This window comes from Salipiger sp. ABN3_019, assembly GCF_056158605.1.
Window position 1 is genome coordinate 452050 of record NZ_JBSWTP010000004.1, and the last position, 18886, is coordinate 470935.

General features: G+C 66.0%; 16 protein-coding genes. 4 read left to right on the forward strand and 12 right to left on the reverse strand.

Going from position 1 to position 18886, the window contains the following annotated elements; translation table 11 throughout:
- Positions 1 to 65: 65 nt before the first annotated feature.
- The 7 genes from ACXAD2_RS05960 to ACXAD2_RS05990 all read right to left on the reverse strand — a co-directional run bounded on the left by ACXAD2_RS05960 (position 66) and on the right by ACXAD2_RS05990 (position 7725).
- Positions 66 to 1628: a phospholipase D family protein gene (locus ACXAD2_RS05960; protein ID WP_475168094.1), complete on the reverse strand. Its 1563-nt coding sequence runs from the start codon at positions 1626 to 1628 to the stop codon at positions 66 to 68.
- Positions 1629 to 1800: 172 nt separating this feature from the next.
- A complete protein-coding gene (locus ACXAD2_RS05965) occupies positions 1801 to 2862 on the reverse strand; it encodes a patatin-like phospholipase family protein (protein WP_475168095.1) in 1062 nt (353 codons plus the stop codon).
- Positions 2863 to 2974: 112 nt separating this feature from the next.
- Complete coding sequence (locus tag ACXAD2_RS05970; RefSeq protein ID WP_475168098.1) at positions 2975 to 3337, reverse strand: GFA family protein; 363 nt, start codon at positions 3335 to 3337, stop codon at positions 2975 to 2977.
- Positions 3338 to 3420: 83 nt separating this feature from the next.
- The gene (locus ACXAD2_RS05975) at positions 3421 to 5568 is read right to left on the reverse strand and encodes a pyrroloquinoline quinone-dependent dehydrogenase (protein WP_475168101.1); all 2148 of its coding nucleotides are present in this window, start codon (positions 5566 to 5568) and stop codon (positions 3421 to 3423) included.
- On the reverse strand, positions 5565 to 5909 hold the full coding sequence (locus ACXAD2_RS05980; RefSeq protein WP_066111251.1) for a hypothetical protein: 345 nt from the start codon (positions 5907 to 5909) through the stop codon (positions 5565 to 5567). Before ACXAD2_RS05980 ends, ACXAD2_RS05975 begins: the two co-directional genes overlap by 4 nt.
- A 152-nt stretch (positions 5910 to 6061) precedes the next feature.
- Positions 6062 to 6985 (reverse strand): TatD family hydrolase, encoded by a 924-nt coding sequence (locus ACXAD2_RS05985; RefSeq protein ID WP_475168105.1) that lies wholly within the window; start codon positions 6983 to 6985, stop codon positions 6062 to 6064.
- Positions 6982 to 7725: an EboA domain-containing protein gene (locus tag ACXAD2_RS05990; RefSeq protein WP_224901425.1), complete on the reverse strand. Its 744-nt coding sequence runs from the start codon at positions 7723 to 7725 to the stop codon at positions 6982 to 6984. Before ACXAD2_RS05990 ends, ACXAD2_RS05985 begins: the two co-directional genes overlap by 4 nt.
- A 109-nt stretch (positions 7726 to 7834) precedes the next feature.
- Here ACXAD2_RS05990 and ACXAD2_RS05995 point away from each other — a divergent pair, with 109 nt between their 5' ends.
- The gene (locus ACXAD2_RS05995; protein ID WP_475168112.1) at positions 7835 to 9220 is read left to right on the forward strand and encodes an alkaline phosphatase family protein; all 1386 of its coding nucleotides are present in this window, start codon (positions 7835 to 7837) and stop codon (positions 9218 to 9220) included.
- Here the strand turns inward: ACXAD2_RS05995 and ACXAD2_RS06000 are convergent.
- The 5 genes from ACXAD2_RS06000 to ACXAD2_RS06020 form a co-directional block, all read right to left on the reverse strand.
- On the reverse strand, positions 9217 to 10074 hold the full coding sequence (locus ACXAD2_RS06000; protein WP_475168114.1) for a UbiA family prenyltransferase: 858 nt from the start codon (positions 10072 to 10074) through the stop codon (positions 9217 to 9219). The genes ACXAD2_RS05995 and ACXAD2_RS06000 overlap by 4 nt on opposite strands.
- On the reverse strand, positions 10071 to 11261 hold the full coding sequence (eboE, locus tag ACXAD2_RS06005; protein ID WP_475168117.1) for a metabolite traffic protein EboE: 1191 nt from the start codon (positions 11259 to 11261) through the stop codon (positions 10071 to 10073). The genes ACXAD2_RS06000 and eboE overlap by 4 nt, the downstream gene beginning before the upstream one ends.
- Positions 11261 to 13162, reverse strand: a complete 1902-nt coding sequence (locus ACXAD2_RS06010) for a 3-dehydroquinate synthase (protein WP_475168120.1) — start codon at positions 13160 to 13162, stop codon at positions 11261 to 11263. Before ACXAD2_RS06010 ends, eboE begins: the two co-directional genes overlap by 1 nt.
- Positions 13163 to 13397: 235 nt before the next feature.
- Positions 13398 to 14840: a sensor histidine kinase gene (locus ACXAD2_RS06015; protein ID WP_475168125.1), complete on the reverse strand. Its 1443-nt coding sequence runs from the start codon at positions 14838 to 14840 to the stop codon at positions 13398 to 13400.
- Positions 14837 to 15568 carry a response regulator transcription factor gene (locus ACXAD2_RS06020; RefSeq protein WP_066111237.1) on the reverse strand — a complete coding sequence of 244 codons (732 nt, stop codon included), beginning with the start codon at positions 15566 to 15568 and terminating at the stop codon, positions 14837 to 14839. Before ACXAD2_RS06020 ends, ACXAD2_RS06015 begins: the two co-directional genes overlap by 4 nt.
- A gap of 216 nt (positions 15569 to 15784) precedes the next feature.
- Here ACXAD2_RS06020 and ACXAD2_RS06025 point away from each other — a divergent pair, with 216 nt between their 5' ends.
- The 3 genes from ACXAD2_RS06025 (at position 15785) to ACXAD2_RS06035 (ending at position 18886) form a co-directional block, all read left to right on the forward strand.
- Positions 15785 to 17029 carry an ABC transporter substrate-binding protein gene (locus ACXAD2_RS06025; protein WP_475168129.1) on the forward strand — a complete coding sequence of 415 codons (1245 nt, stop codon included), beginning with the start codon at positions 15785 to 15787 and terminating at the stop codon, positions 17027 to 17029.
- A gap of 86 nt (positions 17030 to 17115) precedes the next feature.
- Positions 17116 to 17988, forward strand: coding sequence for a carbohydrate ABC transporter permease (locus ACXAD2_RS06030; RefSeq protein WP_475168132.1), 873 nt, complete (start codon positions 17116 to 17118; stop codon positions 17986 to 17988).
- Entirely contained in the window at positions 17981 to 18886 is a 906-nt protein-coding gene (locus ACXAD2_RS06035) for a carbohydrate ABC transporter permease (RefSeq protein ID WP_224901407.1), read from the forward strand. Before ACXAD2_RS06030 ends, ACXAD2_RS06035 begins: the two co-directional genes overlap by 8 nt.

Genomic DNA, 18886 nt, shown 5'->3' on the forward strand with positions numbered 1-18886 from the left:
CGCGTGGCGCGGCGAATGGCAAGAGGATGTCGCAACCCCGCGCGCGCCGCAACCAATGGCGGCGCTCAGAGCATCCATTCCACCGGCAGCCAGCTGATCACCCGGGCGAGAGCGCGTTTCAGCAGGCCGGTGTTGGGCTCGCTGTGGAAGGTCTCGGCAGGGCCGTCCGCCGGGTCCGAGACCCATTGCAGATCGCCGCTTTCGCCGAGGGTGACGTGATAGGCATAGCTTGGCTTGTCGAGCTGTTCCGAGAGCGTGGCGGCGATGGTCGGGCTGTCGATCAGCAGGCCCATCTCGGTGTTGATCTGCGCCGATCGTGGATCGAGGTTGAACGAGCCGATGAAGGCGCGCGTGCCGTCGAGGCCGAAGACTTTGGCGTGCAGACCCGAGGCCGAGCCCGACAGCACCTCGGGCAGCGAGCGCTTCACATGCTCTTCGCGCATGGCGCGCAGTTCATAAAGCGTGACGCCGCTTTCCAGCAGGGCAGGGCGGTATTGCATATATGCGGCGTTGACCGGCATCACGTCGGTCGATTCCAGCGCATTGGTCAGAACGCGCACCCGGACGCCTTTTTCGGCCAGATCGGTCAGCAACTCGGTGCCGCGATCGCCGGGAATGAAATAGGCCGAGACAAGGTCCGCAGAAGTTTCCGCGCCCGCCACCAGATCGAACAGCCGCTCGACGATCTTATGCTCGGGCGCCACATTGCCAAGCCCCTTGGCCGGGTCGTCGACGATCAGTTCGGCCTCGCCCCACTCCAGATCGAGCGCGCGGCCTTGCAGCGCCTTGACCAGCTGTCCTTCGGCGATTTCCTTCATGTAACCGGTGCCGATCGACGAGCCGCGCGCCGTCTTGCCCGCCTCGGCGATCAACGGTGCGGCGGGCTCTGTTTCGCCCTCTGGCAGCGGGGCGAGGATCAGATCGGCATCATAGGATGAGGCGCTATTCCAGTAGCGGTCGAACGCGCCCGAGACGTCGCTCACGATGGGGCCGACCGCCAGCGCATCGACGTCGAAATAATGCGTGCCCTCGCCGTATGCGAAATAGATGTCACCGATGTTGCGCCCGCCGACCACGGTGGCGACGCCGTCCACGGTCATGGATTTGTTGTGCATCCGCCGGTTCAGACGGCTGAAGTCGAAGAGATAAGAGGCCAGCTTCGGTTCGCGCAGGGTGAACGGGTTGAAGATGCGCACATCGGCGGTCGGCATGGCGTCAAGCTCGGCCAGCAGGGCGTCGAGGCCGGGGATGCCGTTGTCATCCACCAAAAGCCGCACGCGCACGCCACGCTCGGCGGCAGCGCGCAGCTCGTCGAGCAGGATCATCCCGGTCGTGTCGTCCTGCCAGATGTAATACTGAGCGTCGATGCTGGTCTTGGCGAGCCGCGCCAGCAGCACCCGCGCGGCAAGGGCGTCGCGGCCATCGGAGAGCGGGCGCACGCCGTTCTGCCCGTCATGCGCCTCAAGCGCGGCGCGGACCGTGAGCCCGAGCGGCCCCTCCCAGTCGGGCGCGAGGCTTTGCTGTCTCTCGGCGTAGTTGCTGTCGGGCAGGGGGAAGGCCAGCTTCATGCCGAAGACGAAACACACCAGCAGAAGGACGAGGACCAGAAGGCCTTGCAGAAACCGCATTGGACGCACCTACAAAATTCGGCCCCGCGCGTCCGGGATCTGCAGAATGCCCCCGCGATGGGGCGGGCCGAAGACTTCCCTTCCGCTACGGGGATTTGCCGTCGCTTTCCCTCAGCCTAGCCGAAACGAACCGCCTGCGTCGAGACTTACCTTGGGCTGCCGCACACGCCTATCACTGGCTCGGCAGCATCCCTTCGAGATAGCGCTCCATCAGCTTGGCGGTGCTGCTCTTGCCCAGTTGCGCGTAATTCTCCTCGAGCCAGCTCAGCGCGGCACCGCGCCCGGTTTCGTGCAGATCGACCAGCATCTCCCACGCCGGGTACATCTTGGAGCTGGGGTCGAGCTCGGACATGGAGGCCTGATCGTGGATCTCGTGGATGCGCAGATCGCGCAGCTGTTTCAGCAGGGCCGGGGCGTCGGACAGATCCTGCTCCGACAGCGCCTCGTGGATAATCGACAGCCCCCGCAATTCGGTCACCAAAGCTTGGTTGAACACCATCTCACTGACCCGCTCGGTGATCTCTTCGGGGGCGCGGGCGGTGAAGCTGCGTTTCGCCGGGTTGATCGTGACCAGCAGCAGATCGGCGTGCGGCGTGAAGCGCACCAGCGAGGTGATCGGAGGGTTGGCGCTATAGCCGCCGTCCCAATAGTCGACCCCGTCGATGTTCACCGGCGGAAAGCTCATCGGCAGGCAGGCCGAGGCGATGGCCACATCGGGGCTCATTTCATGGTTGCGGAAGATGCGGCTCCCGCCGCTGCGCGCATCGGTGGCCGAGATGAAGAGCTCTGGCGCGCCGGGCCGTTGCAGCGCCTCGAAATCCACCTGTTCGGCAAGGATGTCGCGCAGCATCATCTGCGCGCGCCGCCCCTGCCACGGCCGCGCCGAGATGGTCACCTGCCCGGCGCTCACCAGTTGCCACCATGCCGAGGAGGCGATGAAAAGGCCGGGAAAGCTTTCGAGCATGTGGAAGGCCGGGGTGGCCTCGCGCGCGGCGGCGTTCACCGCGGTCCAGAACCGCCGCAGCGCCTCGCGTCCGCCTTCCGAGCCGCCGGTGGCAAGGCCAGAGGCGACGACGATGGCGTTCATCGCCCCGGCGCTGGCCCCCGACAGAGCGCCGATGTGCAGCCGGTCGTCTTCCAAAAGCGCGTCGAGCACGCCCCAGGTGAAGGCCCCATGCGCGCCGCCGCCCTGCAGCGCCACGTCGAGGATGATCTTGTCAGAAGAATTGGTCATCGAAATGCAAAAAGCCTCCCGGTTGAGGAGAAATTCTGCGCTGCAGCATAGCGCGGCGGAGGATTTGCATCCAGCGGGCGGATCCGGTGGTCGGCGGCACCATGCCGAAGGCTCAGCGGGTGGGGCCGGGCGGCATGTCGCAGCGCCCGTCGTAGCGCCGCGATTTCAGGGTGAACACATCGATCCCCTCGATGCAGCGGGCGTTGACCGCGATCCGGTCTCCCCAGCCGGTGCGCAGCACGGCGACGCCGCAATCGGGGCAGAAGTGGTAGCCGCCATGGGCATCGCGCCAGAGGTAGGTGCTCAGCCGTATGCTTTCGGTTTTCAGTGTCACGGCCTCGAGCGGCACGAGCCAGCGCAGGAAGCCGGTGCGGGCGCAGGTCGAGCAATTGCACTCGAGGATATCTTCGGGCTCGGCATGCACCTCGGCGCGGAAGCGGCCGCAATGGCAGGAGATCGCGAAGGGCTGGGGCATCGGGGCACGTGTCCCTCGGGGTGTCGTCGCAGGATGCGCCCCGCCCGGATGTGGCTCCGGGCGGGGCTTGAACGGGGCTTGGATCAGCGCGGCAGGCGGTAGACCGAGACCATGTCGCCCACCGAGGGCTTCAGGATCGAGTTGCCGCCCGAGACGAAGGCCACATATTCGGCGCCGTCATGCTCGTAGATCGCCGGGTTCGACACCGAGGGCGCCTCGGTCAGGTCGCTCCACAGCTCTTCGCCGCTTTGCAGGTCATAGGCGCGGACCATGCCGTCCATCGTGGCGCCGATGAAGATCAGCCCGCCCGCGGTGATCGCCGGGCCGCCGATGGTGGGCGAGCCCCATGCTTCGGGCATGTAGAACCCATAGCGCTGCGACATGCCGAAGGGTTTGCGCCAGAGCGGCTCGCCGGTGGTCATGTCGATCGCCATGATCTCGCCGAACGGAGGCTCCCAGCAGGGCATGCCCCAGCGGTTCATCGCGGTCTTCAGCGACATGCCGTAGGGCGCGCCGGTCTGCGGGTGGAAGCCGCTTTCGCCGACCCCGGCCTCGCCGTTGATCTCGTCGTATTCCTCGCGCTCGTAAAGCTGGATGTACTGCACCACATGCGACAGGTTCACCACGGCGATCTGGTTCTCGGGGTCATAGCCGACGCCGCCCCATTGCACGACGCCCGCCGAGTTCGGATAGGCGCCTGCGCCTTCGCCCTCGGTGGTGGGCGCGGTATACATGCCGTCGTAGATCAGCTTACTCCATAGGTCCGAGCATTCCCCGAAAGATGCGATGTCGGCGATGTTCCACACGTCGGGCAGCTTCGACTGGTCGAGCAGCGGCGCGGGTGTCGTGGGGAAGGGCTGGGTCGGCGCGTAACGCTCGCCCTCGATTGTCCCCGCGGGGACAGGGCGCTCTTCGATCGGCCAGATGTCCTCGCCGGTCTCGCGGTTCACCACGAAGAGAAAGCCCATCTTGGTGGCCTGCATCAGCGCCGGGATCTCCTGCCCGTTCACCGTGATGTCCATCAGGGTGGGGGCGGAGTTGATGTCATAGTCCCAGATGTCGTGATGCACCCATTGCCGCGACCAGATCACCTCGCCGGTGTCCACGTCGAGCGCGGTGGTCGAGGTGGCATATGGGATGTCCTCGGTGCGGTTGCCGCCCCAATAGTTGGGCGAGGGCGAGGCCACGGGCAGATAGACGATGCCGCGTTCCTCGTCGGCGCTCATCGCGGTCCAGACGTTGGCGGTGCCGGTCTTTTCGCGGATCTCCTCGGGGATGGTGTCGAAGGTCCACTCAAGCTCGCCGGTCTGCGCGTTCACCGAAAAGACCGAGCCCGGAGGCGCTTCGGCCCAGTCCCAGTCGTTGCCCGCCCAGCCGATGATCACGTGATCCCCGACGATGGTCGGCGGCTGCAGCAGCGACAGCGGCCAGCGGTCGTTGACGGTGTTCCACTGGTTGACGTCGAGCACGCCGCCATCGGCGAAATCCTCGCAGAGCGCGCCGGTGTCAGCGTCCATGGCAAAGAGCCGCGCGTCCATCGTGCCCAGATAGACGATCTTCTGGCAGGCCTCGCCCTCGGTGGGGTTGGCGGCTTCCCAATAGGCCACGCCGCGGTTTTTCAGGGCGGGCTGGGTGAGCGCCTCGAGCGTGGACTGGGTGTCGTAGGACCAGATCTCTTCGCCGGTCGCCGGGTCGAGCGCCAGCACGCGATAGAAGGGCGTGCCGATGTAGAGCAATTCGTTGGCGTAGATCGGCGTGGCCGACCAGACGGTGGCGGGTAGATCGCCCGAGCCGTCCGAGACGTCGCCGGTCTCGACCCGCCATGCCAGTTCCATATCGCCGACGTTCTCGGGGGTGATCTGGGTCAGCGGTGAATATTTCGCGCCAGAGACCTGACCGTGGAAGCTGGGCCAGCCGGTGCCGGGGGCAGGCACTTTGGCATCCGACGCGGGCCGCGCGGCGGGCACTTCGACCACCGCCGTCTCGGCGTTGGGTTCGGGCTCGCTGTCGTCCTGCGAGGCGGTGTCTTCTGGGCTCTCCGGCGCCTCGACTTCGGCGGGTGTTTCGCCGCCCTCAGTGGCGGTTGCGCCGGGGGGCGGGGTTTCGGGGGCGTCGGTCTCTGGCGCTGCGCTTTCGGGCGCGGCGGGCGGGGTCGGCGTATCGGCCTGCTGCGCGAAGGCAGGACCGGCGAGCAGGGCGAGAAGGGCGGTGCTGCGGAGCAGATGGGTCATGCGTAAGCTCCTTCTTCGGGACCGGAGAGTGCAGCGATCCAGCCCAAGGCGCAGACGCCGAGCGCGGCCAGCATCACCCATTGGTGCATCAGGAAGGCGGCGAAGGCGGTCAGCACGATGCCGATGGCCAGCAGCAGCATCAGAATGACCCGTGCGCCGCGGCTGCGCGCCTTGACCATCAGCGCACCGCCGATCAGCAGGCAGAGCGCGCCGAAGGCGGCGGCGAGGGGACCCCAGACACCGGTGACACCGGTGAGCGGGACGAAATAGGCATAAAGGCCGCATCCGATGGCGACCAGTGCCGAGACCATTATGACGGTCAGGCCGGTTCGATAGGGCATGAGAGTGTTCCCGTTCAATTTCGCGGCGGGCCGCGCTGCGGGAAGCTCGCGACCGCGTCACAACAAGGAGTAGTACGCGCGAGCGAACGGGCAAATTTTCGTGTGGAATTTGTGAGGGCTGCGCCCGCCCGAGGGCAGGCGCAGCAGGGGCCTTACTCGATGGTCAGCCCGGCACGGCGCTGCGCGCCCGGCTCTTCGATCACCGGCTCGCGACCGCCACGCAGGATCGAATTGCCTTCGTAGAGCGTGCGCTGGTCAATCGCCGGAGGCTCGAGCCAGTCGCTTTCCTTCATCTGCCCGCTCTGCCCATAGGCCGCCAGCGCATTGCCATAGCAGACCGCGCGCACGGTGCTTTCGGGAACGCCGCTCTGCAGCGCAAGCTGCGCGGTTTTGGCGACGCCGAGGCAGTCGGAAATGCCCCAGTCGCAGGCGCTGTCGACGATGATGCGTTCGGACCCGTATTGCTTGAGCAGCTCGACCATCCGCGCGTTGCCCATCTTGGTCGAGGGGTAGATCGAGAAGCCCGCCCAATAGCCGCGCTGCAGCACCTCGCCGACGGTTTCCTCGTTGTTGTGGTCGATGATCACCATCGACGGGTCGAGGCCCATCTCTTCGCAGACATCCATCGATCGGGTGGTGCCCTGCTTCTTGTCGCGGTGCGGCGTGTGGACCATCACCGGCAGGCTCAGTTCCTTGGCCAGCGACAGTTGCAGGCGGAAGTATTTGTCCTCGAGCTCGGTCTGCTCGTCATAGCCGATCTCGCCGATCGCCACGACGCCTTCCTTGAGGGCGAAACGCGGCAACCATTCCATCACGCCTTCGGCCAGTTCCTCGTTGTTGGCCTCCTTCGAGTTGAGCCCGATGGTGCAGTAATGGCGAATGCCGAATTGCCCGGCGCGGAACCGCTCCCAGCCGACGATGGTCGACAGGTAATCGACGTAGGTGCCCACGAAAGTGCGCGGCTGGCCAACCCAGAAGGCGGGCTCGATAAGCGCCACGACACCGGCGGCGGCCATCGCCTGATAGTCGTCGGTGGTGCGCGAGATCATATGGGCGTGGGGGTCAATCAGCATCATGATACAAGATCCTCAAATGTACGGCCTTCGGCGCGGGCCCGGTCGAGCTCGGCACGGATTTCAGGGGTTTCGGCAAAGGGCGCCACGAGCGGCCAGAGCTCGGGCATGACGGGCCGTCCGGCGGCCCAGCGTTCGCGCGCATATTGCACGAGGATGCGCGCCAGTTCGGGGTTGGCGCGGGCCGCAAGCCCGGTGATCGGGCCAAGCTCGGCCCCGATGAAGAGCGCCTTCAGAACCATGTGGTTCCAGCGGTGCTCGTCGAAATGGTCGCGCGGGTAGGGGTTGTTGTGGGCGATCGCCTCGAACACCGGCTTGAGGTTCGAGCGCAGCCCCTCGCCAACCTCGAAATGCAGGCTCTCGGGCGCGGGGTAGAGCGGCAGGCCGCGATAGAGCGCGATCATCTCGGCAGCGTCCGACGTGCGGCGCAGGTCCTTGAAGGTCTCGGCGAAGGGACGGGGGCCGCTGTAGGTCAGCAGCCCCAGAATGCGCGCGGCACCGTCGATGCTCCAGCCCGACGGGTCCCAGCCAGAGCGCGCGGCATCGGCCTGCGCCAGATCGTCCGGCGTCAGCGCGAGATCGGCCTTGCCGAGCCTGCGCGGCGCAAAGCCGAGGTACATATGCAGGTCGCGCTCGGTCGCGTCCGGCGCGGCGAGTTGCGCCAGTTGCGCGTCGAGCCAAGGCCTTTCGTCCCCGGCGCGCTCACTTATCCATCCATACAAAAGGTCTTTCGGATCGGTCATCAAACTCTCTCCCGAATAATCAATGAAACACTGGACTGAGGGGATGGCGGCGCGTCATAGTTGCGCCCATATTCTTCTTGTTTTTTTCGAATGGATTTTGGTTCACAGCATGAAACCGACCCTTGTTATTCTTGTCGTCGGCCTGACACCCAAACTTGTCGGAGCTCATACCCCCCACCTTGCAGCCCTTGCCGAACGCGGCGGAATGCGCCCGCTGGAGACGGTCACACCGGCGGTCACCTGCACCGTGCAGGCGACGCTGGCGACCGGCTTGCCGCCCTCGGGCCATGGTGCCGTGGCCAATGGCTGGCTGTTCCGCGATCTCAAGGAGGTGCTGCTGTGGCGGCAGCCTAACTCGCTGATCGAGGGAGAGAAAATCTGGGACGCGGGCAAGGCGCGCGATCCGGGTTTCACCTGCGCCAAGATGTTCTGGTGGTACAACATGTACGCCACCGCCGATTACTCGGCGACGCCGCGCCCGATGTATCCGGCGGATGGGCGCAAGATCCCCGACCATTACGCCCATCCGCCCGAGTTGCATGACGAGCTGGATGCCAAACTGGGGCGCTTCCCGCTTTTCACCTTCTGGGGGCCGACGGCGGATATCACCTCTTCGGCGTGGATCACCGAGGCGACGCTGCATGTGATGGAAACGCGCCAGCCGACGCTGACCCTGACCTACCTGCCGCATCTGGACTACGACCTGCAGAAGTTCGGCCCCGATCTGGCGCATCCCGAGGTGCAGTCCTCCCTCAAGGACATCGACGCGCTGGTTGGCAAACTGGTCGCCGCGGCGGATGCCGAGGGACGCCGGGTGCTGGTCGTGTCGGAATACGGCATCACCCCGGTCAGCGAGGCGATCCACATCAACCGCGCCCTGCGCGAGGCCGGGCTGATCGCCGTGCGCCCCGAGGAACATGGACGCGAAATTCTCGACGCAGGCGCTTCGGCGGCCTTTGCGCTGTCGGACCACCAGCTTGCGCATATCTACGTCAATGACGCCGCGCGTCTGGCCGAGGTGAAGGCGCTGGTCGAGGGGCTCGATGGGGTCGAGACGGTCTGGGACGAAGATGGCAAGCGCCAGAATGGCCTCGACCATCCGCGCTCGGGCGAGCTTGTGGCCGTCTCGAAGCCCGACCGCTGGTTCAGCTATTACTACTGGCTGGACGACGACAAGGCCCCCGACTTTGCTCCCACCGTCGATATCCACCGCAAGCCCGGCTACGACCCGGTCGAGTTGTTCCTCGATCCCGATCTGCGGTTTCCCAAGCTGGCGGCGGGCTGGAAGCTGGCCAAGCGCAAGATGGGCTTTCGGCAGCTTCTTGACGTGATCTCTCCCTCGCGGACCGATCTGGTGAAAGGCAGCCACGGGCGGTTCACCGATGATCCCGGCGACGGGCCGCTGGTGATCTCTTCCGAGGCGGGCCTGCTGCCGGAAGGATCGGTCCGGGCGGTGGATTTCAAGGCGCTGACGCTGAGCCATATCTTCGACTAAGTCCCTGCAATGACCCGCTGCAGCGCGCGGGTGAGGCCAAAGCCGAGAACCGCGAGCAGCGCCGGGATCCATCCTCCGTGGACCCCGGCGATCAGCGCGGCGTCATAGAGCGAGATGGCGGCGATCAGCAGGGTGACGGCCTTTGGCACGTCGCCCTTTGCCCGGCGAAAGAGATAGTGCAGCGCCAGCCCGGTGGCGGCGAAGAACCCCAGCGCGATCAGCAGCGCCAGCGCGCTGCCCCAGCTGAAGATCAGCACCAGCAGGCAGGGAAAACCCATCACCGCCAGCGGCCACGCGCGCTCGATCCGGTCGTAAGCCTCTTGTTTGGCGGCATAGGTGAGGCCCACCACATAGGCCAGCAGCCCCAGCGCGCCCCAGATCGCCACCCCCGGAAAGCTGCCCGTCGCGCCGAAGGCGGCCAGCGCGTAGCAAAAGAACCGGGTGACCCCCATGATCACCGGCGCCAGCGCAGTGCGTTTGTGCAGCCAGTCGTAGAGGAAGATGCTGATGCTCAGCAGCACCGCCGAGACCAGCGCCCAGCCTCCGAGCGGCAGGGCCAGCAGGATGCCGGTGCCCAGCATGACGAAACCGCCGACAAAGACATCGCCCTGACGAATGTCGCCGCGGGGGATGGGGCGGTCGGCCTTTTGCGTGCGGTCGTGCTCGGCGTCGAAAGCATCGTTGAGCCACATGCCGCCCACGTAAAAGAGGGTTAGTGCCAGTGCGCTCAGCACGATTGGCCAGAACGCCGTGCCGGGGGCCGCCGAGAGCGCCAGCAGCGCCCCCGCCATGGCATTTGTCCAGACCGTCGGCAGGTTGGACACGCGGCCCAGTTCCAGAGCGGTGCGGATCATTGGCCCAGCCTTTTCAGAACCCAGCGCAGCTCTCGCGCGATGGCGGCATCGACGCTGGAGGTGCGCAACTCGGGCGGCAGCACATCCCAAGTGTAGGTCTCGACCTCGAGATGCGGCGAGATCGGCGCAGCGCGGTGCAGGTCGAGGATTTCCTTCAGAAACGCCTGTGTGCTGTCGAAGAGGCCAAGCGAGGCCAGAAACACCGGCACATGGAAATGGATGCGCCACTCTTCGCCATCCGCCTCGGCGCCGCGGGCCAGTGCCTCGGGCAGATCGGAATAGGCGGTGATCGGCCCGTCGCCGCGCCGTGTCAGCACCTGATGCAGGTAGGTGGGTTCCGAGAAGGGCTGCAACGCCTCGCGCACCTTGGGCGAGACCTCGGCCGCCCGCAGCGCCGAGCTGAGCTGCAGCTTGTGGATCGGAACGCCCGCGGTTTTCAGCGCATCGAGGCTGCCTGCCGCATCCTCATATTCCACCGCCGCGTGGCAGACATCGTAGCACAGGCCCAGATGGCGGCGCAGCGCCTCTTCGGCGGCCTCGCCCTTCAGCCCGGTGAGCTCTGCAAAACGGGCGACAGCGGCGGAGGAATAGAGCCAGTTTTCAAAGAAATCGACGCTACCGGCGATGGTCTCCAGAAAGCAGAAAGGCTCGGGCTCGATCGCCAGCGCGACCGCCACGCCGGTGTGTTCGCGCACCGACAGGCAATGCGCCGCGGCGCGCAGATAGTGCTCGGCCATCTCGGCCTCGGCACCGCCAGCCAGGGTGCGGAAGGTGCCCGGCACGGTGCTGAGGCTGACGTTGGCGCCCGGCTCTGCCAGTTCGGCCATCAGTTCGGTCAGCCGGTTGGTGTAGGCGAGCCGCTCTTCGGTCCGCCAGTCGGGCTGATAGACCTGTTCCTTCACGCGGGTGCCATGGAAGGGACCATAGGGAAAGCCGTTCATCGTCAGCGGGATCAGGTCGTGGCGGGTCAGAAACTCGCGCAGCGCGGCGCGGCGTCCGCCCTTGTCCAACCCTTCCAGCGCCTTGGCCGAAAGGCGCAGACCCACGGCGAAAGGCGCATCGGGGCTCAGCTCTTCCTTTACCGCCAGCAGCGGACCGGTGAGCGCGGCGGAACATTCCTCCCAAGTTTCGGTGGGATGGATGTTGAGGCAGTACGTCAGGCTGCCCAGCCCGTTGCCGAGCTGCATCAGTCCTGTCCCTGCGCCGCCAGCCAGCCGAGCGCTTCGGCCACCAGTTCCGGCTTCATCTCGTGCATTTCGACGCCCGTGCCGAGCCCGAGCAGCAGCGTGACGGTCAGCTCGCCGCCCAGATGCTCGCGGAACTCCTCAAGGCCGTTGAGGATCTCCAGCTGACCGCCCGCATCGCGCTGTTCCAGCGCCGGATGCCAGACCGGCAGATCAAGCGCCTGCAGCAGCGCCAGCACGCGCTCTTCTCCGCCTTCAGGCAGCAGCCCGGCCAGAACCGAGTAGCGGGCGTCGAGGGCGATGCCCATGGCCACCGCATCACCATGGCTGACCGCGTAATGCGTCAGCCCCTCGAGCTTGTGCGCCGACCAGTGACCGAAGTCCAAGGGCCGGGCCGAGCCGCGCTCGAACGGATCGCCGCCATGGGCGATCTGGTGCATGTGCAACTCTGCCGAGCGCCGGATCATATACTCTTCGGCGGCGGGCTCGAAGCGGCGCAGCGCCGCGGCGTTCGTCTCCAGCCACAGGAAGAACTCGGGATCGCGGATCAGCGCCACTTTCACCGCCTCGGAGATACCGGCGCGGCGGATGGCGGGCGGCAGGGTTTCGAGCATGTCGAAATCGTTGAGCACCGCCCAAGGCGGCGCAAAGCTGCCAGCGAAATTCTTCGAGCCCTCGAAGTTCACCGCGTTCTTCACCCCCACGCCGCTGTCGTTCTGCGACAGCACGGTGGTGGGCACGCGGATGTGTCGGATGCCCCGGTGAGCGGTGGCGGTGGCCATGCCCACCGCGTCGAGCACCGCGCCGCCGCCGATCGCCATCACATAGCAGTGCCGGTCGATGCGGTGGCGCAGGATCAGGCGGTAGATCTCGAAGACCTGCTCGAAGCCCGCCTTGATGTCCTCGCCCCCCGTGACCGGAAGCGGCGCGGTGGCCAGCGTGACCTCTGTGCCGAGACGGTCGAAACAGGCGGTGATCTCATCCGCCAGCGCGGGGCGCTGGCGCAGCATGTGGGCATCGACGAAGACGAGGCAACGTTGCGCCCGGCCATCGGAGGCCTCGCGAAAGACCTCGGCCAGCGTGTCGTTGCCCGGCGCAAAGAGGCCGCGGGTGAAAACCACGCGATAGCTGTAATCGACGCTGAAGCGCTGCAGCACCGAGGTGCCCTGAGGCGGCGCGGTGGGGCGCAGCGCCGGACGGCTGATGGGCGTGGGATCGGGCGCTTCGGCCATGGCGAGCGTGCCGCTGAGCGGCTGGCTCTCGGGGCGCATCTGCGCGTAGATCAACCGCCCGCCGAGGCCCGCCACAGGCAGGGCCAGCGCGGCGCAGAACGCGAGGAGGAACGAGTTGGCCTCGACCGCCATGGCACCCAGCGTCGCGTAGGCGGCGGCGATGCCGAGGTTGGCCAGCGCCACCACGCCGAGGAAGCGGCGCAGCGGCAGGCGGGCGATCCCGGCGGCGATGGTCGAGGTCTCGGCCAGCACCGGCACCGCGCGCAGCAGCAGCAGCGAGCCAAAGGCGAAGCGGTTCGACATGCGGCTCGAGCGGGCCAGTTCCTCGGCGCCGAGCAGCCTGCGCAGCGCGCTGGTGCCGCCGGTGGCGCCGATCCAATAGCCCAGCAGACAGCTCAGCGTCATGCCAAGCCAGCAGGTCAGCGTGCCGCCCGCGACCCCCAGAACGGTGCCAGCGGTGACATTGACCACGCTCGAGGGGACCGGCAGCGCCACATCAAGCGCCAGCGCCCCCACGATAAGGGCGGAAAGCCCCGCAAGGCTCTGCGCGCCGGACATCATGCCAAGCACGATTTGTTCGGTCTTTCCCTCGAAGAGCAGGAACGAAAAGGCAATCACGAGCGCCGGAATCCCAAGGATCGCAAGCCGGCGCAGGGTGAGGGAAATTGACATGTAAAATATCCTTTCTAAACCTCACAAGGTTGCCCGACATGCTGCGGCCAACCAGAAAACAAATGTATTCAAATACTTATCGTATACTCCGGAGAGAAAATTCCGGGGCGGGCGGGCAATAAACCGCTGATTCCGCACAATCAGGTTAGGCAAGACTGAGGCAGCAAGCCAGAAGTATCGCGGCTTTGCCTGCGGGAATGCGCATATGAGCGGTGTCGGTGCCCGCCTTCGCGGCTCAGGCGCGCTGGATGGTCAGCACCGCGCGCAGCCCTTTGGGCGCGGTTTCGAAACGCAGCGTGCCCCCGTGCAGCATGGCGATGGTCGACACGATGCTGAGGCCAAGCCCGGTGCCGTCGCTGGACCGCGCATTGGCACCGCGCCGGAAGGGAGCCATCAGCGCCTCGATCTGTTCGGTGGAGCGCAGGCCGCTTTCATCCTCGACGATGATCGTCGCGGTGTCGGCGGTGGCCTCGAGGTGCAGCTCTGCCCGGCGCCCGTATTTCAGCGCATTGTCCACGAGGTTCGAGATCGCGCGCTGGATTGACACGGGCCGGGCGGTGACGAGGATGCGATGCGCGCCCTCGATCACCTGTGCGCCGCGCCGCGCCGAGAACAGCGAGCGCCCGCCGCGCAGCACTATCGGCTCGACACGGGCGAGGGTCACCGGATGGCCCATGTCCTGATAGTCGTCGACCAGCGCCTCGACGAGCGCCGAAAGCGACAGTTGGCGCGGGTCTTCGACGCTGAGCTCGGCGCGGGTGTAGGTCAGCGCGCTTTCGATGATCGCGGTCATCTTGTCGATGTCGGCCTCGAATTTGCCGCGCAGCGCATCGTCCTCGATCAGCGCGCTGCGCAGCCGCAGGCGGGTGGCCGGGGTGCCGAGGTCGTGGCTCACCCCCGACAGCACCACGGCGCGTTTCGCCAGTTGCTCGCGCTCGTCCTCGAGATAGGCGTTCACCGCATCGACGATGGCGCGCAGTTCGGCGGGGCCTTCGGTCTCATAGCTCTCGGGCCCGCCGAGCCGCCGCCGCGTGGCCAGCGCCTGCGCGAAGTCCGAGAATTGGGCGGCGGTGCCGGTGACGCGGGTGAAGAACACGCCAAGGGTGATCAGTGCCAGCGCGATGGCGGGCAGACGCAAATCGCGCGGCGCCGCCTCGCAGCCCCAGACGCCGGGCGCCTCGACGCGCTGCCAGCCGCTCTCGCCCGAGCGGGCGATGATCTGCGGATGCGAGCAGTAACGCGCCATCAACCGGGTGAGCTGGCCCAGCGTCTCTTCGGGGCGCTGGCCGGGGCGCGAGGGCAGATCGGCGACGCGATATTGCAGCCCGTCCGAGATCACCGCCAGTTCGATCCCCTCGCCGCCGGTGCCGTCGGGCAGGATCGGGGCGAGCGTCACATAGCGTGGTTTCGGCAGGCCCGAGACCAGTGAGAAATTGCCGACCGCGGCGGCATTGGCGTCGATCTCGGCCAGCGGCGTGACGGTAACGCCCTCAGGCGGCGCCGCGCCACGGGTGAGCGTGTGGTAGAGCAGGATCCCGGCCCGCTCGGCGTGGTCGAGATGGCTGGTCCAGCGGGTCTGCGACAGGCTCCACATGCCGGTGATCACCATGCCCGCCAGCGCCGCGCCGATCATCAGGACGAGGCCCGAGACGCGCAGAGAGAGGCTGCGGCTGCTCACGTCTCTTCCGTCGTCACGTCGACCGCGAAGACATAGCCGACACCGCGTTCGGTGCGCAGCATCTGCGGGTCTTTGGGCGACTTCTCGATCTTTGAACGCAGGCGCCCCACCAGAACGTCGATGGCGCGGCCCTGCGTCTCTTCGGCCCCCTCGCCGGTGACGTCCAGCGCGGCGGCGATCTCGTCGCGGGTGAGCGGGATGAAAGGATTGGCCAGAAGCGCCTGCAGCAGCATCGTCTCGCGCCGCGACAGCGCCACTTGGAACCCCTCGGGCGAGATCACCTCGTCCCGCTTTGCGTCATAGCGCCAACCCGCAAAGCGGAAGGTCTGAGTGCGCCGCCGGTGCACCAGCGAGGCCGAGCGCCGGGCGCGGGCCAGCACGGCGCGCACGCGGGCGACCAGCAGCTCGGGGTTGAACGGTTTGGCGATATAATCGTCGGCGCCGACCTCATAGCCCGCCATGCGCTGGTGATCCGCCGACAGTGCCGAGACCATGATGATCGGCACATCCTGCTCGCGGCGCAGGCGCGCGCAGATCTCGATGCCGCTTTCGTCGCCGAGCATGACGTCGAGCAAGATGAGATCGATCCGGCCCGCGTCCATCGCGGTGGCGATCTCGGCCATGGACTGCGCGCCAAGCGCGATGAAGCCCTGCTTTTGCAGGAACTGGGTCATCATCATGCGCATCTCGGAATCGTCGTCGACGACCAGTAGTCTGAAGATGCTCACTTGACCCTCCGTCGCAAGTGCCCGGCCAGACCGGATTTTTCGCCGCAGCGCAGCGATTTCCGCCGCCCTGTAACAGCCTGTAACAGATCGCCGCTATTTTAGCGCCACCAGTGTTCTGGCGGTGGGTCTACACTCTTGCGAAGGCGGCGGCCAGCAGCGCAGGATTTATGCCACATCTGCCCCGGGGAGGGGCAAGACCAACGGGAGGACTACCTGATGAAATTCACCGCTAAGGCGGCAATCTCTGCCGCTGCCCTGTCGATTGCGGGCGCAGCCTATGCCGAGCCGCAGGCCGAAGTTCTGCACTGGTGGACCGCGGGCGGCGAAGCCAAGGCCGTGGCCGTGCTGCAGCAGGAATTCTCGGACCAGGGCGGCACCTGGACCGACATGCCGGTCGCGGGCGGCGGCGGCGATGCCGCGATGACCGCGCTGCGCGCCCGCGTGCTGTCGGGCAATGCGCCCACCGCCGTGCAGCTGAAAGGCCCGGCGATCCAGGAATGGTACGAAGAAGGCGTTCTGGCGGATATCTCGTCGGTGGCCGAAGAGCAGGGCTGGGCCGACGTGCTGCCCGCGCAGATCGCCGAGCACATGAAGTGCGAAGGCAGCTGGTGCGCGGCGCCGGTCAACGTGCACCGCGTCGACTGGATCTGGGCCAATAAATCCGTGCTCGAAGACAACGGCATCGAGATGCCGACCACTTGGGACGAGTTCAACGCCGCGGCCGAGAAGCTGCAGGCGGCGGGTGTGATCCCGCTGGCGCACGGCGGCCAGTCCTGGCAGGACGCGACCGTGTTCGAGACCGTCGTTCTTGGCCTTGGCGGCCCCGAGTTCTTCCAGAAGGCGCTGGTCGATCTCGATCAGGACGCGCTGACCTCGGACACGATGGTGCAGGTGTTTGACCAGATGCGTACCCTGCGCGGCTTTGTGGATGACAACTTCTCGGGCCGTGACTGGAACCTTGCCACCGCCATGGTGATGAACGGCGAAGCCGCCTTCCAGATCATGGGTGACTGGGCCAAGGGCGAGTTCCTGGCCGCTGGCAAAGTGCCGGGCGAGGACTTCGTCTGCGCCTCCACGCCGGGTGATGGCTTCCTCTACAACGTCGACAGCTTCGCCATGTTCGAAGTGGACGGCGACGACAAGCAAGCCGGTCAGAACCTGCTGGCAGAGCTGATCGTCGGCCCGAACTTCCAGAAGGTGTTCAACCTCAACAAAGGCTCGATCCCGGTGCGCACCGACGTGTCGCTCGACGAGTTCGACGAATGCGCGGTGAAATCCTCCGAGGACATGAACGCCGCTGCTGACACTGGCGCGCTGCTGCCGTCCTACGCCCATGGCATGGCGCTGCGCGGTGCGCAGTCCGGCGCGATCACCGACGTGGTGACGGCGCATTTCAACTCGGACATGAGCTCCGAGGACGCGGTGCAGATGCTCTCCGACGCTGTCGCGAACTCCATGTAACCGTCCCCGGTCTCGGGCTTATCGTCTCTGACCAAACTCGGCGGGCCCGTCTCCGATCCGGGGCGGGCCCGTCATAGGAGAACACCATGGCCAAATGGTTCGAAACCCATTTGCCGAAGATCGTGCTGGCGCCCAGCTTCATCGCGGTCCTGATTTTCGTCTACGGTTTTATCGGCTGGACCGCATGGGTGTCGCTCACCCGCTCCAAGCTGCTGCCGAAATACGAAATCGACGGCTTCATCCAATACGAACGGCTTTTCGCCTCGCCGCGCTGGGATACGGCGATGGACAACCTCTACATCTTCGGGGGCATGTTCATCGTGATCTCGATGCTGCTGGGGCTGATCCTTGCGATCCTGCTCGACCAGCAGATCCGCGTCGAAGGTGCGATCCGCACCATTTACCTCTACCCGATGGCGCTTTCGATGATCGTCACCGGTACCGCGTGGAAATCGATCCTCAACCCCGGCCTCGGGGTGCAGGCCATGGTGCAGGGCTGGGGCTTTGAGAACTTCAAGTTCGACTGGCTGGTGAACCCCGACATGGCCATCTACACGGTGGTGATGGCGGCGATCTGGCAAAGCTCGGGCTTCGTTATGGCGCTTTTCCTCGCGGGGCTGCGCTCGGTCGACACCGAGATCATCCGCGCCGCGCAGATCGACGGCATCCCGACGTGGCGCGTCTATACCGCGATCATCATTCCCTCGATGGCGCCGATCTTTCTGTCGGCCTTCATCGTGCTGGCGCACCTTGCCATCAAGAGCTTTGACCTCGTCATCGCGCTGACCGGCGGCGGCCCCGGCTATGCCACCGATCTTCCGGCCACCTACATGTACGCCATGGCGTTCTCGCGCGGCGATGTGGGGCAGGCGGCAAGCTCGGCGATGATCATGATGATGGTGATCTTCATCATCGTGGTGCCCTATCTCTACTCCGAACTGAGGGCGAAAAATGACTGATGTCTCGACAACGCCCGCCGCTGGCGCGGCCCGCCGGCAAGGCGCAGGCATGAAGACCGCGCTGCGCTGGGGCCTCTATGTCATCCTCGGGCTCTTCGCGATCTACTACCTGATGCCGCTCTTCGTGATGCTGACCACCTCGCTCAAAAGCCTCGAGGAGATCCGCACCGGCGATCTCGTGGCGCTGCCGCGGGAGGTCACCTTCGACGCATGGGCCAAGGCATGGTCCGGCGCCTGCACCGGCATCCAATGCGAAGGCGTGCGGCCCTACTTCTGGAACTCGGTGCTGATCGCGGTGCCGGGCGTGCTGATCTCGACCCTGCTGGGGGCGGTGAACGGCTATGTGATCGCGCAATGGCGCTTCAAGGGCGCCAACATCATCTTCGCGCTGATGCTCTTTGGCTGCTTCATCCCGTTCCAGGTGGTGCTTTTGCCCATGGCGCGGCTGCTGGGCCTGCTCGGCATCGCAGGCACCATTCCGGGGCTGATCTTCGTGCACGTGATCTACGGGCTCGGGTTCACCACGCTGTTCTTCCGCAACTACTACGTCACGATCCCGCAAGAGCTGGTGAAGGCGGCCAAGGTCGACGGCGCGGGCTTCCTGCGCATCTTCTGGTCGATCTTCCTGCCGCTCAGCATCCCGATCGTCGTGGTCAGCGTGATCTGGCAGTTCACCCAGATCTGGAATGACTTCCTGTTCGGTGTGTCCTTCAGCTCGGCCGGCACCCAGCCGGTGACCGTGGCGCTCAACAACATCGTCAATTCGACCACCGGCGTGAAGGAATACAACGTCGACATGGCTGCCGCGATCATCGCCGCGCTGCCGACGCTCCTCGTCTATGTCGTTGCCGGCAAATATTTCATCCGCGGCCTGACCGCCGGATCCGTCAAAGGATGA

Bases quoted from the DNA above. Each gene is read 5' to 3' on its own strand.
- ACXAD2_RS05990 (WP_224901425.1), bottom strand. From the start codon at position 7,725: ATGACCGATCCGAAAGACCTTTTGTATGGATGGATAAGTGAGCGCGCC.
- ACXAD2_RS05970 (WP_475168098.1), bottom strand. From the start codon at position 3,337: ATGCCCCAGCCCTTCGCGATCTCCTGCCATTGCGGCCGCTTCCGCGCC.
- ACXAD2_RS05995 (WP_475168112.1), top strand. From the start codon at position 7,835: ATGAAACCGACCCTTGTTATTCTTGTCGTCGGCCTGACACCCAAACTT.
- ACXAD2_RS05975 (WP_475168101.1), bottom strand. From the start codon at position 5,568: ATGACCCATCTGCTCCGCAGCACCGCCCTTCTCGCCCTGCTCGCCGGT.
- ACXAD2_RS06025 (WP_475168129.1), top strand. From the start codon at position 15,785: ATGAAATTCACCGCTAAGGCGGCAATCTCTGCCGCTGCCCTGTCGATT.
- eboE (WP_475168117.1), bottom strand. From the start codon at position 11,261: ATGCAGCTCGGCAACGGGCTGGGCAGCCTGACGTACTGCCTCAACATC.
- ACXAD2_RS06035 (WP_224901407.1), top strand. From the start codon at position 17,981: ATGACTGATGTCTCGACAACGCCCGCCGCTGGCGCGGCCCGCCGGCAA.
- ACXAD2_RS05985 (WP_475168105.1), bottom strand. From the start codon at position 6,985: ATGATGCTGATTGACCCCCACGCCCATATGATCTCGCGCACCACCGAC.
- ACXAD2_RS06010 (WP_475168120.1), bottom strand. From the start codon at position 13,162: ATGTCAATTTCCCTCACCCTGCGCCGGCTTGCGATCCTTGGGATTCCG.
- ACXAD2_RS05960 (WP_475168094.1), bottom strand. From the start codon at position 1,628: ATGCGGTTTCTGCAAGGCCTTCTGGTCCTCGTCCTTCTGCTGGTGTGT.
- ACXAD2_RS06000 (WP_475168114.1), bottom strand. From the start codon at position 10,074: ATGATCCGCACCGCTCTGGAACTGGGCCGCGTGTCCAACCTGCCGACG.
- ACXAD2_RS05980 (WP_066111251.1), bottom strand. From the start codon at position 5,909: ATGCCCTATCGAACCGGCCTGACCGTCATAATGGTCTCGGCACTGGTC.
- ACXAD2_RS06030 (WP_475168132.1), top strand. From the start codon at position 17,116: ATGGCCAAATGGTTCGAAACCCATTTGCCGAAGATCGTGCTGGCGCCC.
- ACXAD2_RS05965 (WP_475168095.1), bottom strand. From the start codon at position 2,862: ATGACCAATTCTTCTGACAAGATCATCCTCGACGTGGCGCTGCAGGGC.